Origin of the sequence: Veillonella sp. 3_1_44 (assembly GCF_000163715.1) — a bacterium.
GTDB classification, from domain to species: domain Bacteria; phylum Bacillota; class Negativicutes; order Veillonellales; family Veillonellaceae; genus Veillonella; species Veillonella parvula_A.
The window spans coordinates 209,172-223,950 of the sequence record NZ_GG770199.1 but is presented as its reverse complement, the minus strand read 5'-3'; the positions used below and the strand labels follow the sequence as shown (position 1 = coordinate 223,950).

At 36.9% G+C, this 14,779-nt stretch carries 13 protein-coding genes; all 13 read right to left on the bottom strand.

The window, feature by feature from the left end; all coding sequences use genetic code 11:
* Nucleotides 1–3 precede the first annotated feature (3 nt).
* Entirely contained in the window at nt 4–1,143 is a 1,140-nt protein-coding gene (locus HMPREF0873_RS01010) for a S41 family peptidase (RefSeq protein ID WP_008600791.1), read from the bottom strand.
* A 1-nt stretch (nt 1,144) separates the two neighbouring features.
* Complete coding sequence (locus HMPREF0873_RS01005; RefSeq protein ID WP_004693169.1) at nt 1,145–2,326, bottom strand: murein hydrolase activator EnvC; 1,182 nt, start codon at nt 2,324–2,326, stop codon at nt 1,145–1,147.
* A 5-nt stretch (nt 2,327–2,331) separates the two neighbouring features.
* Entirely contained in the window at nt 2,332–3,219 is an 888-nt protein-coding gene (ftsX, locus tag HMPREF0873_RS01000) for a permease-like cell division protein FtsX (RefSeq protein WP_004693167.1), read from the bottom strand.
* Complete coding sequence (gene ftsE / locus HMPREF0873_RS00995; RefSeq protein ID WP_004693165.1) at nt 3,209–3,895, bottom strand: cell division ATP-binding protein FtsE; 687 nt, start codon at nt 3,893–3,895, stop codon at nt 3,209–3,211. Before ftsE ends, ftsX begins: the two co-directional genes overlap by 11 nt.
* Before the next feature lie 14 nt (nt 3,896–3,909).
* Entirely contained in the window at nt 3,910–4,842 is a 933-nt protein-coding gene (locus HMPREF0873_RS00990) for a transketolase family protein (RefSeq protein WP_004697368.1), read from the bottom strand.
* Nucleotides 4,842–5,678 (bottom strand): transketolase, encoded by an 837-nt coding sequence (locus HMPREF0873_RS00985; RefSeq protein WP_012864276.1) that lies wholly within the window; start codon nt 5,676–5,678, stop codon nt 4,842–4,844. Before HMPREF0873_RS00985 ends, HMPREF0873_RS00990 begins: the two co-directional genes overlap by 1 nt.
* Before the next feature lie 33 nt (nt 5,679–5,711).
* On the bottom strand, nt 5,712–6,812 hold the full coding sequence (gene csaB / locus HMPREF0873_RS00980; protein ID WP_008713805.1) for a polysaccharide pyruvyl transferase CsaB: 1,101 nt from the start codon (nt 6,810–6,812) through the stop codon (nt 5,712–5,714).
* On the bottom strand, nt 6,805–8,847 hold the full coding sequence (locus tag HMPREF0873_RS00975) for a DUF5693 family protein (RefSeq protein ID WP_008713804.1): 2,043 nt from the start codon (nt 8,845–8,847) through the stop codon (nt 6,805–6,807). The genes csaB and HMPREF0873_RS00975 overlap by 8 nt, the downstream gene beginning before the upstream one ends.
* 12 nt (nt 8,848–8,859) lie before the next feature.
* Nucleotides 8,860–9,555, bottom strand: a complete 696-nt coding sequence (locus HMPREF0873_RS00970; RefSeq protein WP_004697145.1) for an LmeA family phospholipid-binding protein — start codon at nt 9,553–9,555, stop codon at nt 8,860–8,862.
* Between the two features lie 8 nt (nt 9,556–9,563).
* Nucleotides 9,564–10,671, bottom strand: a protein-coding gene (prfB, locus tag HMPREF0873_RS00965) for a peptide chain release factor 2 (protein WP_206669385.1) whose coding sequence is annotated in 2 segments (ribosomal slippage) — nt 9,564–10,613 and nt 10,615–10,671 — 1,107 coding nt in all. Because the reading frame shifts where the segments join, the coding sequence is not laid out codon by codon here.
* A gap of 120 nt (nt 10,672–10,791) precedes the next feature.
* Nucleotides 10,792–13,227: a preprotein translocase subunit SecA gene (secA, locus tag HMPREF0873_RS00960; RefSeq protein WP_004693148.1), complete on the bottom strand. Its 2,436-nt coding sequence runs from the start codon at nt 13,225–13,227 to the stop codon at nt 10,792–10,794.
* 218 nt (nt 13,228–13,445) lie between these two features.
* Nucleotides 13,446–13,973 (bottom strand): ribosome hibernation-promoting factor, HPF/YfiA family, encoded by a 528-nt coding sequence (gene hpf, locus HMPREF0873_RS00955; RefSeq protein WP_004693058.1) that lies wholly within the window; start codon nt 13,971–13,973, stop codon nt 13,446–13,448.
* A 241-nt stretch (nt 13,974–14,214) separates the two neighbouring features.
* Nucleotides 14,215–14,412, bottom strand: coding sequence for a cold shock domain-containing protein (locus HMPREF0873_RS00950; RefSeq protein WP_004693056.1), 198 nt, complete (start codon nt 14,410–14,412; stop codon nt 14,215–14,217).
* Nucleotides 14,413–14,779 lie beyond the last annotated feature (367 nt).

Genomic DNA, 14,779 nt, shown 5'->3' with positions numbered 1-14,779 from the left:
GCATTATTGCTGTAATAGCTCTAATGCTTTTTTAATTTGAATATCATCTAATGTACTAGATGGATGTACACCTTTTGGTAAATCGATTTCTACATCAGGTTTAATACCTGTTCCATCAATAACACGATCACTTGGCGTGTGGTACTTAGCAATAGTTACTTTAATTCCTTCATCATCTAAACTAGGGAAAATAGTTTGAACGGTACCTTTACCATATGTATTAGTACCTACGATAGTGCCTAATTTACGATCTTGAACAGCCCCTGCTATGATTTCTGATGCACTAGCAGAGCCCTTATTAACTAAAACAACCAATGGCATAGCTACATCAGGTCCATCTGACTTATAAGTATCCTTTTTACCTGATCGATTTTGTACTGTTACGAGTGTACCTGGAGGCATAATATAGTTAGATATCTTTTCAGTAGTAGATAATAAACCGCCTGGATTATCTCGTAGGTCCAAGACAAGAGCCTTCATACCTTGAGATTGAAGCTCTTTATATTGAGTGGCAAAATCTTCTGCGGTATTTTCTGCAAACTGACTAATACGAATATATCCAACTGTGCTAGTAAGCATTTTACTTTTAACAGTAGGCAAAACTATGGATTCACGAGTGATATCAAAATGCAACTTTTCACCATTACGTTCAATATCTAGAGATACAGTAGTACCAGCTTCGCCACGAATACGAGAAGATGCTTCCTCTACCGGAATTTCAGTAGTGGATTGTCCATCGATAGCAATAATGTGGTCTCCAGGTTTAATTCCAGCTTTAAAAGCTGGTTGGTCTTCCATTACGCTAACTGCATATAGACCTTTATCATCAGTACCAAGGACCATACCAACACCAGCATATGTTGCAGATGTTTGCATTTTCATAGATTTATATTCTTCTGCATTTAAATAAACACTATGCGGTTCTCCCAAAGAGTCAATTAACCCCTTTAGCATACCATCATAAAGGGTAGTTTTAGCCATAGGTGTCATAAAAACTTGACTCGCAGTATAATAGGCTATAAATAATCTTGGTAGCCCCCAGAATGAACCGGAAAGATACCAAAATGTAAGCCACATAATAACAATGCCAGAGCCTATATATTTCAATAGACTCCATAACACTGTACGTGTATCAAATTTCATATTATAAATATCCCATAGGATCCACAGGATCCCCACTTATACGAACTTCAAAATGTACATGTGGCCCTGTACTATTACCTGTGCTACCAGCATAGGCAATAACTTGACCCTTACCTACATCTTGCCCTTCAGAGACAGCAAGTTCAGAATTATGTCCATAAAGAGTAGACATGCCATTACCATGATCGATAACTACGGCATAACCATAGCCACCCATCCAACCCGACCAAGCAACAGTACCACCATCTGCAGCATGAACAGGTGTACCTTCATCAACACCAATATCAATGCCAGAATGATAAATTGTAGTGCCCCAAATCGGATGTGTACGATAGCCATATGGAGAGGTAATTTCACCACTTACAGGCCACCCAAGTTGACCAGACCCTTGTACCCAAGAGTAAGTTGGTGAAGATTGTTGAGCCGCTGCTGCAGCACGAGCAGCGGCACGCTCTGCTTGACGTGCTTTCAATAACGCTGTAATCTGTGCAGAAGATGCATTTAATTCTTCTACTGCTTGCATTGCTGTAGCACGATCATTTTGAGCCTTTTGAAGAACTACCTCACGTTCTTTCTTCTTTTGCTCTATTTCAGCTCGTTTTGCCGCAGCTGCTTTTTCAAGCTCAACTAGTTTTGCGCGAGACTGTTCTAGTGCTTGCTTTCGAGCCGCTATTTCAGCGCGCTCTTTTTTGATTTCCTCAATTAATTTAATATCAGAATCAATAATTCGTTTTAAAATTTCTAAACGATTAGCAAAGTCTGTAAAATCTTTAGATCCAATAACTACATCTAAGTAACTTAAACGACCATTAATATAAATATCACGTACACGCTTATAAAATACGGCTTCTCGCCCTTCTAGTCGCTTTTGTGCTTCAGCAAGTAATTTTTCATTCACTGTAATATCATTTTCAACAGCTATACGTTGTTGTTGAATAGAATCCAATTGTTGCTGAGCCTGACGTAATTGTTCTTCGATTTGACGTAACTGTTCGGATACACTGACTATTACAGTTTCAGCATCTGCCTTTTTAGCATTTTGTTGATTAACTTGTTGTTGAATTGAATCAAGTTGATTTGTTAAATCTTCGTCCTCTGCAACGATGTATAATGGTGTTCCCAATACCACTATACCAGTCAAAATTGCCGCTACGAAGCGAGATTTAAATATACTATTATTCATAAACATTACACCTTCATGTATTGTTTCAAAGAAATAGTACTACCAATAGCACCTACTACTATGCCGCCACCTAAGATATAAAGGGCTACATCATAGAAGAATGGGAACATTGGTACTAAAGGGAAGAATGCTAATGATTCAGAAACTTCCATTGTGATGAAGTGATAAAATTCACCAACGCAAAGAACGGCAATGATAGCACCAATTAAGCCTAACAACATGCCTTCAATCAAAAATGGCCAACGAATAAATCCATTAGTAGCACCTACATATTTCATGATTGCAATTTCTTTACGACGTGCGAATACAGTCAACCGAATTGTATTTGAAATGATGAATAGTGTTGCAGCTGCTAGGAAAGCAATCAATACAATCCCACCAATACGAATTACTTGCGTAATGCGGAAAAGCTCTTCTACAATATCTTGACCATAGTGTGTACTTTCTACGCCTTGGAATGTCGTAGCTAATTTTGCAGTTGCTTTTACATCGCTAGGATTATCAAAGGTTAACACATATGAGTTAGGCAACGGATTTACATCACCTAAAGCATTCACCAATTGTTGCTGATCACCAAGGCGTTCTTTGAACTCCTTCATAGCTTGCTCTTTATTAACAAATTCTAAATGCTTTAAGTTAGGTATAGCCTTAATTTGCTTTCCTACTGCCATAATTTGATCAGTTGTTAAGCCATCCTTTAAGTAAATACTTAACTGTACTTGATTTTCTAGACTGGATGCCATGTTATTCAAATTAATGACACCACAAAGGAATACACCGAGCATAAATAAGGATAAAGCCACTGTAGAAATGGACGCTAATGTCATAAGTCCATTACGTTTCATAGACTTCAGTGCTTCTTTAAAATAGTATTTTATCGTTCTAGGCTTCATTAATTTCTGCACCTCTCATATTATCACTTTGAACACGGCCGTCTTTTAAACGAATAACGCGTTTATTCAAGTATGAAACAAGATCCATATTATGGGTAACCATAATAACGGTAGTGCCGAAATTGTTAATATGCTTAAACAATTCAACAATATCCTTACTAGTATCAGGATCAAGGTTACCAGTAGGTTCATCAGCAATTAATACTGTTGGGCGATTAACAATTGCACGCGCAATAGCAACACGTTGTTGTTCCCCGCCAGAAAGATCCTCTGGTAAATCATTAGCCTTCTCAGATAAACCAACAAGGTCTAATACATGACTCACCTTTTCTTTAATAATTTTTGGTTTTTCTTCAATAACTTCAAGAGCAAAAGCAATATTCTCTGCTACCGTTTTATTAGGCAATAATCGGAAGTCTTGGAATACAACGCCAAGCTTTCTCCGCAATTTAGGAATTTTACTGCGCTTCATACGCGTAACATCAAAGTCATCAACAATGACAGTACCAGCATCTGGCACTACCTCATGTGTTAATAACTTAAATAATGTTGATTTCCCTGCACCACTGTGACCACAAACGAGGACAAATTCACCATCGTTAATGGTTAAACACACATCGTCTAATGCAACAGAACCATTATCATAGACTTTACTAACATTCTTAAATTCAATCATGGGATCCCCTTTGATTATTTACGAGCGATTACACGTTTTACGGCTTCTACAATATCATTGGCAGTTAAGCCATACTTTGCCATTAGTTCTTTTGGTGTTCCACTCTCCCCAAATGTATCTTGGACACCAACGAATTCCATAGGTACAGGCTTATTAGATACTACTACTTCAGATACAGCAGAACCGAGGCCACCAATAATATTATGTTCTTCAGCTGTAACGATAGCACCAGTTTCCGCAGCGGCTTTTATAATTGCTTCAGCATCAATAGGTTTAATAGATGCCATATTAATAACACGTGCAGATATATTAGATTCAGATAAAGTTTTAGATGCCTCTACAGCAGGTCCAACTAATGCACCACAAGCAATAATTGTAACATCAGAACCATCTACCAAAATAGTAGATTTACCTGGCACAAATGAGTAGCCTTCTGTTGTTACATCATCTACACCAGCACGCCCCAAACGAACGTATACTGGGCCGTTATAAGATGCAGCCCATTCGATAACAGCCTCTGTTTCACGCTCATCAGCAGGCACCACTACAGTCATATTTGGCAATGTACGCATACAGGAAATATCCTCTAAACTTTGGTGCGTTGCACCATCCTCACCAACAGTAATGCCCGCATGTGTAGCACATACTTTCACGTTTAATTTAGGATAGCATACAGCATTGCGAATTTGTTCAAATGCACGTCCTGTAGCAAACATGGAGAAAGATGATACAAATGGAATCTTACCTGCCGCTGCAAGTCCAGCACCAACAGAAATCAAGTTTTGCTCTGCAATACCTACGTTAAAGAAACGTTCCGGGCACACAGCTTTAAATGTATCTGTTTTAGTAGATTTGGATAAATCCGCATCTAGTACGATAATATTAGTATTCTCTTTACCAATGCGAGCTAGCGCATTACCATATGCTTCACGTGTTGCTTTACCCATTATTGCACCCCCATAATTTCATTAACAAAGGCTACACCTTGCTCTTCACTTGGTGCTTTACCATGCCAGCCTGCTTGACCTTCCATCTCTTCAACGCCTTTACCCTTTACAGTATGCATGATAATACATGTTGGGCCTTCTGTGAAAGCTTTCGCAGTTTCAATAGCATTATGAAGCTCATCAAGGTCATGACCATTAACTTCAATAACATTCCAATTGAAAGCTTTGAACTTTTCTGGAATTGGTAATGGAGAAAGAACTTTAGTAATATCACCATCAATTTGAAGACCGTTAAAATCGACAAAAGCTGTCAAATTATTCAGTTTATAAAAGCCAGCAAACATTGCAGCTTCCCACACTTGACCTTCTTCAAGCTCACCATCACCAAGAATAGAGTATACACGGTAATCTGCATTATCAATTTTGCCTGCCAATGCCATACCACAAGCCGCAGAAATGCCTTGTCCTAAAGAACCTGTAGACATATCTACACCTGGTGTGTGTTTCATATCAGGATGGCCTTGTAACATATGATTAATTTTACGTAAGTTCAAGAGTTCTTCTTTAGGGAAATAACCTTTTTCAGCCAATGTAGCGTATAGTGCAGGCGCTGCATGACCTTTAGAAAGGACAAAACGATCTCTATTAGGAGCTTTTGGATTTGCTGGATCTACATTCATCTCAACATAGTACAACAAGGCCATCACATCGGCGATAGATAATGAACCACCTGGGTGACCGGATTTCGCTGCCGTTACAGACTGTACAATACCAACGCGAATAGCTTTTGCCTTCTCTTGAACTAATTGTTTAACATCTTGTGTTAATGTAGCCATAGAGACCTCACTTTCTGGATAAAATCCAATATATTAATAATCTTTAAGTAATGAAATAGCAATTTCTGCATTGCGTTGGGAATCTACACGCAATGATTCAATGCGATCATAAGATGCTTGATACTCCTCACGAGAATTCAACAATTTATGACACCATTGATATAAGGCTTCTTCACGCAAATGAGTCATTGTGCCAATAGGCTCTTGACCAATCATATGTAAAAAGCTTGTAATTTTAGGATCATAGGAAATACCAATAACTGGTTTTCCCATTAAAGAACTAAAAACTAAAGCGTGAAGACGTATACCAATCATGAGGTCCACATTTCCAGATAATGACACTTGTTGCTCTGTAGAGAACGGACCTTCTAGCACAATAGCGCCATTCGGCATATAGCTGGCAATGATCTTAGCCTCTTTTGTATCCTCAGGATGTGACATAGGAATAAAGATAATTTCCACATTATCTTGTTCTTGTAATCTGCTCAATACATTAGCTAAGGATTCTCTATACTCTGTATCCTCTTTCCAACTACGAACCGCCACACCAATTCGTTTACGTTGTTCATCTGCTTCAGATATTTTAGATATATACCCTTTCAGAATATGAGAGCCAATTGAAAGATCTGCTGGTTGCATGGCCAATACCGCATCTGCAGTAACTTCTACATCATCAATTCCCAAAGAAACTAGTTCATCCTTTGAAATAGAATCTCTAACTGTAATAGTATCTACAAAACGCAATACAAATCCAACGGCACGACGTGTAGATGAACGATTTAACGGACCAATACCTTGGGAGTATAGCATTACTTTTTTTCCAAGCAACTTTGCTAGCGCCATAATACTTATGTAATAGTAAGTATTGCGAATACTAGTAGCATCTTGTAATAAACTACCACCACCACTAATAACAAGATCTGAATTAGCAATTGATTTTAAGATGCCCAATGCAGAGAATGTACCTACAGCATTGATATTATGCTTTTTACTAGTCTCTTTAGGATTACCAGAAATTACAGTAATATGTGCATCAGCCTCTTCTTTACGAATAGCATCGATAATAGCACAAAGCATGGCCTCATCACCAGCATTACCAAAGCCATAATAACCAGAGATAACAATATTACTCATGGTCAACCTCCCTAGCTTGGAACCATTGTGTTACGTACATCATAAACCGTACTGCGATGATAAGAAGCACTCCAAAAAGGGCGCCAATTAACAAACCATCATAACCACGCATGATGGACATGAACACTGGCGTTCTAAGATGACAGAAGGTTTCAACCATCGAAGCAATGCCAATAACACCAGCTAGAGTTAACAAGAAATGAATTACTGTAGGCCACTTACGCATGAACGCAAAGGTAGCTAGCATTAAAGCAGGATGACCAATAATGAACTCTTTTTCACGCGGTCTCGCATACATTGTATTTTCAAGAAAACGACGTAGCATAAGTTCAAAGCCTGGTACAGGAACACCTGCAGTGTGTCCACTACGGCCAACAAATACCCATACTGCGCCACCAAGTGCTGCTATTATAAAGAATACATATAATTTAACATCCATAGTTAAGAATTCTACTACAAATGTTTTCGCTTCTTCTTTGGAATTAATCACGCGGCCGTTCCACAATGGGAATCGTTGAAGGTACGCAATAATAACTAAAATAATTGGCAGAACAAAGGTCAACTTAACACCTCTAAAGAGAGCAAACTCCATAAAGAATTTCGTATTGCCCAATAAAGATGCGATATACATTCCGCCAATAGCAGCAAATAATGCAGCAATTACAAGATATAATAAGGCAAGAATAGTAGACTTAATGGCACCTAATGGACGTGCACCATCATAACGGCGCCACTCTTCCATCAAGCGTATCATAGCACCTACAGGAGCCATAATAGCACTAGATAGAGCCCATATTTGAGTAATTAAGGTACCACTTGTAAGAATAAATACAACAATAGATGCCAAAGAAATGCCAAAAAAGGCCACAAGTTGCGTATGCTTAGACATAGGTAACATCATTTGTAGAACATATACAAAAAGTGCTATAGCTCCGATCATTGTAATAACTACTAATAATGGATTTGGTGTATAAGCAGGATAAATATCAGCTGGACCAAATTCATAACCTTTTACAGCCAATTTCTCTGTAGCTATGTTAATATAGTTGATTGTAGTCTGTAAAACAGTTTCATTATTTATACCTGTTTCATACATCGGAAACAAGTTAAAACGAATATTTCGCTCTATATCACTAATGTAAAAGCGTTGTGCCGCTTCTTCAGGGGTAATTTTCTTTAACTCCTCTTTAGCGATAGTATACACACGACCTACACTATAATTATTTTTGGCCGCCATTTCCAAGAAACCTTGTTGTGGCTCATACTGCAACTGATTTACAGCTTCGATACCAACTAGTGGAATATGGTTTTTATTTAGTAATGCTAATGTTTCATCCGTTAAATTAGGTGCCCCTAGAGCTTCTTTACCAGCAAAAATCATCCCTGTTACATGAGGAATGCCTTCAAGTCGTTTAAATACATATTGAATATCTTCAGATGTTACGTTTCTATAGTTTGTTGGACGAACGATAACATTGAAACCACGATCTACAACCTCTTGTGCTTGCAACTTTGAAATACCAAGATTCATCTTTGCATAGCTATCTGCTGTTGCACCATACAATTCAAGAACAGGACCAATACTTGTATTAAGCTCTTTCACCTTGTCCTTGCCAATACGGTGGTATAAATCCTCTCGAATTTCTTTATAATAACCTTCTTTACCTGAAATTAATGCCACATAAGTCGCCCCAGGTTTAATCGCAGCGCCATTAACACGAACAGAGTCCATCTCTTCAGAGCTTAATACTTTAACTTGGCCCGCATCTTTTGCTTTTTCTAACGTGCGATCATAAATAGCAAAAGCAGTCACACCAGCATTATGTAATGCATCAAAAGCTTCTTGTTGACTACGCTTTTCAAAGGCGCTGGCTCGTAAAACTGCATCATAGTCTACAATATTTTCAATATGATTTTGAGATTTCTCAATCTGATGGCGTTCAAATACTAAGTATAAGGAAGATAAAAGACCTATAATAATACAAAGTATAAGAATCCATGAGTACTTACTTTTTTGTGCGTTCCGATGATTCACGACAAATCCTTTCTAGTTGAGTACAGGTTTAACTTTAATGAGAATTTCACCATTATCAACAGTTAAACTTTCCGCTTTTACAGGAATTGGAAAATTGTTAAAGTCATAAATTTGAGTACTTTCTAACACATTAGATGTCATACCAGGAATTGTAGCACCATTTATGGTGAACTTTTTAGGTGAAAACAATAATGTATTGCCCTTTAACTCTAAATTCCCATCTAATTTAACATCCCCTTTAAACACCATGCCTACATTCATTTTACCGGTTAGGCTGATATTATCTTTACTAATGTCAACTTGTACGTCTTGAATATCACTACCTGCTTCATTACTTAAGAAAGTCCCTAAATCAGCTTTATTAATAGTCCCATCAATACTAGCATTCCCAACACTAACGATATCAATTTGTTGACTAGCTAATAAAGAAATTGGATTAACAAAAATTTGTTTAGCATCAAATCGGAAGCTAGCAAAATTCAATTTACCCAGTTTAATATTCTCCAAAGTGCCATAAACACGATCCACCTCACCATATAAAATTTTGAAAGCAGGTTGAGCCTCAACATTTACTGTTTGAGCCGTTGGTTTCAATGTTTCATTTAATTGACTTTCAATACGAGAGCCAATAAAAGATGGTAATAAAAATTGGGATGCCACTACAAGAGCAATAATTAGCACTAATAGGAATAGTAAAAACTTTTTCATAGTATCTCCTAAATTGTTAAGTTAGCCTCTTTTTTTAAGAAACCTTCGATAAATGGGTCTAAGTTGCCATCCATAACAGCTTGAACATTACCAGTTTCTACACTAGTACGATGATCCTTAACAAGATTATATGGATGGAATACATAGGAACGAATTTGACTCCCCCACTCAATTGCTTGGTAGGTACCTCCAATCTGTTCTTTAAGTTCAGCTTGCTTTTCGAGCTCTAACTCAAATAGTTTCGCCCGTAACAAACGTAAAGCTTGTTCTCTATTCTGCATTTGAGAACGTTGTGTTTGGCATTGTACTACAATACCTGTTGGCTTATGGGTCATACGAACAGCAGAATCGGTTTTATTAATATGCTGACCACCAGCGCCACTAGCACGATATGTATCAACTTGAACGTCTTTCATATCGATATTAATTTCTACAGTATCATCGATTTCAGGCATTACATCGACAGCAGCAAATGATGTATGACGTCGAGCCGCGGCATCAAATGGTGAAATACGAACGAGACGATGCACACCTTTCTCAGACTTCAAGTAACCAAAGGCATTTTCACCTTTAACAAGGAATGTAGCAGATTTTATCCCTGCTTCATCACCAGGTTGTTCATCCATTAACTCGATGGAGAAGCCAGATTTTTCAGCCCAGCGCAAGTACATGCGAATTAACATAGAACACCAATCTTGTGCCTCCGTCCCACCAGCACCAGCATGAAATGTTAAAATAGCATTATTTGCATCATATTCACCACTTAACAATAAAAGTACTTCTTGCTTTTCCAAGGTTTCTTCTATTTGCTTAACATATTCCTTGATTTCACTCTCCATGGAGAGGTCATCTTCATCTATAGCCATTTCAAGCATCATATTAGCATCTTCAATATCACTAACAAGTTGCTTATAGCTTTCTACAGCATTTTTTAGTTGTGTGGCCTCTTGAGAAATCTCACGAGCTTTATCTGGATTATCCCAAAATGTAGGATCACTCATCTGTACATCAAGTGTAAATATTCGGTCTTCCTTCTGAGCGATGTTAAAGTGAATCCCTCATCCCATAAATACGTTCTTCTAGATTAGAAATAATCGGTTTTAAATCTTCTAACAATTTATGTTCACCACCTTTAGTTAATTAGCCTATTACATCAATAAACTATTACCTTAACAAAATAGAAAAATGGCCGTTGCCCAGTGGAAATCCCTTTGAGCAACGTGCCATTCACAAATCTTAATCTATGTTTTGTGGCTCCAACACATCTTCATGATGGGATTGTGCACCTTCTAAGTGATCAACTGGTTCTTCGATTTCTTGAATCAATTGTGCACGAATTTTATATAATGCCATGATTGTCTCATCTTGAATAGCTGCAATCATGTTTTGGAACATATCGAAAGCTTCAAACTTATATTCTACCAACGGATTCTTTTGACCATATGCACGGAGGCCAATACCTTCTCGTAGCATATCCATATTATCCAAATGTTCCATCCATTTATTATCAACAACGCGCAACATAATCGCCTTTTCAAGTTGACTAAACATAGCCTCTCCAAGCATATCAACGCGATCTTGATACTCTTCATGAGCAATTTCTAATAAGCGTTCTAATAAGTCTTGACGACTATATTCTTCCATATCTTGAGAAGACATAATCTCCTCTGTTAAGAAATATTGACTTAAATGTTTATAGAGACCTTCATAATCCCATTCTTCTGGATAGAGCTTTTCATCAGCATAAGCATCTACAGATTCGGTAACAAGCTTGTCAATCATTTCATTAATTGTTTCACGCAAGGATTCGTTACGTAAAATACGACGTCGTTGTTCGTATAATACTTCACGTTGTTGATTCATAACATCATCATACTCGAGTACATATTTACGAATGTTATAGTTATGATCCTCTACTTTCTTTTGAGCACGTTCAATAGATTTAGTAATCAAAGAATGCTCGATAGGTTCATCCTCTTCCATACCAAGTTTATCCATGATACCTGTAATATTGTCAGCACCAAAGATACGCATTAAGTCATCTTCTAATGATAAAAAGAATTGAGAAGAACCAGGATCCCCTTGACGACCAGCACGGCCGCGTAATTGATTATCGATACGTCGGCTTTCATGGCGTTCTGTCCCCAAAATTGCTAAACCACCTAGTTCTGGCACACCTTCTCCAAGAGTAATATCTGTACCGCGACCAGCCATATTAGTAGCGATTGTTACCATTCCCATTTGGCCAGCAGCTGCAACGATTTCTGCTTCTTGTTCATGATGTTTAGCATTCAATACTTTATGAGGTACACCTGCACGCAACAACATGTCTGAAAGTTCTTCAGACTGTGTAATAGATGTAGTACCAATCAGAATAGGTTGCCCTATTTGGTGCCGTTCTACTGCATTTCGTACTACAGCACGATATTTAGCAGCTTTAGTTTTGAAAATTTGATCAGGCAAATCCATCCGGATTAAAGGCTTATTTGGTGGAATTGGTATAACCTCTAATCCATAAATATCGATAAATTCTTTTTCCTCTGTTTTAGCAGTACCTGTCATACCTGATAATTTATCATACATACGGAAATAGTTCTGGAATGTAACAGATGCTAAGGTTTGGCTTTCGCGTTCAACTTTCAAACCTTCTTTAGCCTCAATAGCCTGATGTAAACCATCAGAGTAACGGCGTCCAAACATCAAACGGCCCGTAAATTCATCGACGATAACAACTTCACCATCTTTAACTACATAGTCTGTATCACGATGCATCATAGCATAGGCACGCAAAGAAGCACCAAGCAAATGATTCAACTCGATATTTTCTGCATCATATAGGTTTTCAACACCAAGCATTTTTTCAACCTTTGCGATGCCAGAATCTGTAGGGGCAATAGTTTTTTGTTTTTCATCGATAACATAGTCTTCATCTTTTATAAGGTGAGGAACAATTTTAGCCAATTTATAATAATTATCAGTGGAACGTTGACCAGGGCCTGAGATAATTAATGGTGTTCTTGCTTCATCAATAAGAATGGAGTCTACTTCATCCACAATGGCATAATTCAATGGTCGTTGTACCATTTGAACAACATCGGTTACCATGTTATCGCGTAAATAGTCAAAACCAAACTCATTATTTGTACCATATGTAATATCACACGCATAGGCTTCTTTACGTTGATTAAAGTCAAGATTAGCCACAATAAGGCCCGTGGAAAGTCCTAAGAAATTATATAAACGTCCCATTTGCTCGCTATCACGAGTCGCCAAATAATCATTTACTGTTACAACGTGTACACCCTTACCGGTCAATGCATTCAAATATACGGGCAATGTAGCTACTAATGTTTTACCTTCACCAGTACGCATCTCCGCGATATTACCATTATGCAGGCAAATGCCCCCCATTAACTGTACATCGAAATGACGCATGCCTAAAACGCGTTTAGATGCTTCACGAACTACAGCGAATGCTTCTGGCAATAGGTCGTCTAACGTTTCCCCTTTTTGCAAACGACGTTTAAACTCATCAGTTTTTGCCACTAAGTTAGCATCACTTAATTTAATATAATTAGGTTCAATTTCATTAATATGATCTGCAATAGCACGCATTTTTTTAATTTCTTTTGCGTTATTATTGCCTAATAGCCTTTGTAAAAAGCTTAACAAACAAATCACTCCTCTACGGGACATCTTACATTATTTTATCTAACTTATTATAACGAAAAAACCTTGAATAGTCAAAGAATTCAAGGCATTTCAAGATTATTTATAATATTATTTTGGCAAAAAAGGTGGATGACTATTTTAAGTCATCCACCTTAATATAATAATCGGCTGATTTAAAGTAGAAAGGAGTTAGGATTAAGTTCAGCCGACATTATATATTATTGAAGTTCTGGCTCGATCAAACCATAGAAACCATCATGTCTACGATATACAACGTTCATCGATTCAGTTTCAGCATTGAAGAACATAAAGAAATCATGACCAATAAGATTCATTTGTAAAATCGCTTCCTCAACATCCATAGGACGCACAACAAAATGTTTGCGTTTTACAACTTCAATAGTTTCTTCTTCCACAGGAGTTGCCAAAGTTTCAGGATGGAAAGCTTCTTGTTTTTTGAAACGTTTAGCCAAACGAGTTTTATATTTATGGATTTGGCGAACAATTTTATCTACTACTAAATCAATAGCTGCATACATATCATCGTTGGTTTCCACACCACGAAGAACGATTTTATCAACAAAGCATGTAAGTTCAATTGTAGATTTATCTTTTACAACGGATAAAACCGCTTGTGCATTTAACTCATCATCGAAGTAACGAGTCAATTTACTCAATCTTTTTTCGATATATGCTCTTAAGGCATCTGTTACTTCAATGTTTTTTCCTCTAATTGCTACTTTCATAAGTCAACACCCTTTCTAAAAATCATCCACGAGATGCGAGTGTGTGGTATTATATAACCTTATCTCTCGTGTTATATTTAGTATTTCTACATCCAACTGTAAAACTCCTTCTTTTTTATCTAAAAATATTATATTTTTTGTAGAATTATGTATAAAATGTATATAGAAAATCAAAAACCCTGATAGTATATACTATCAGGGTCCAATTATATATTGTTTTTATAATTTTTTTGGTATGTAGTTACGCTTTAACAACGTTAGCGGCTTGAGGTCCACGGTTTCCATCAACAATCTCAAATTCTACATTTTGACCTTCAGTCAAAGATTTGAAACCTTCGTCTTGGATTGCAGAGTAGTGTACAAATACATCGCTACCGTCTTCACGTTCAATAAAACCATAACCTTTTTCTGCGCTGAACCATTTTACTTTACCTAACATGGTAACATCCTCCTAAAAATATATATATTGTCTTGCTGTCTTGCTCTATATGTGTATCATAACACAGCATGTATAAAATATCAAACAACAATATTTACATTTTTAATGAATATACAAACACTAGAAATAAGAATATCATTTGCTGTAAATCTCAACAATCCCTATATCTATACATGTTATAAATAATTATATACACCCTATAAATTAATTGTATATTTTTATAATCATAAAAATATGTGAATTAAAAATTATTATTTTAAAAAATGACTGTATAAATTATTGTTATATCACAAATATTTATAGCAATAATCGTGTTTTTCAGATTAATCTACCCTGTAAATCTTTATACAAACTCTTTATAATTAAT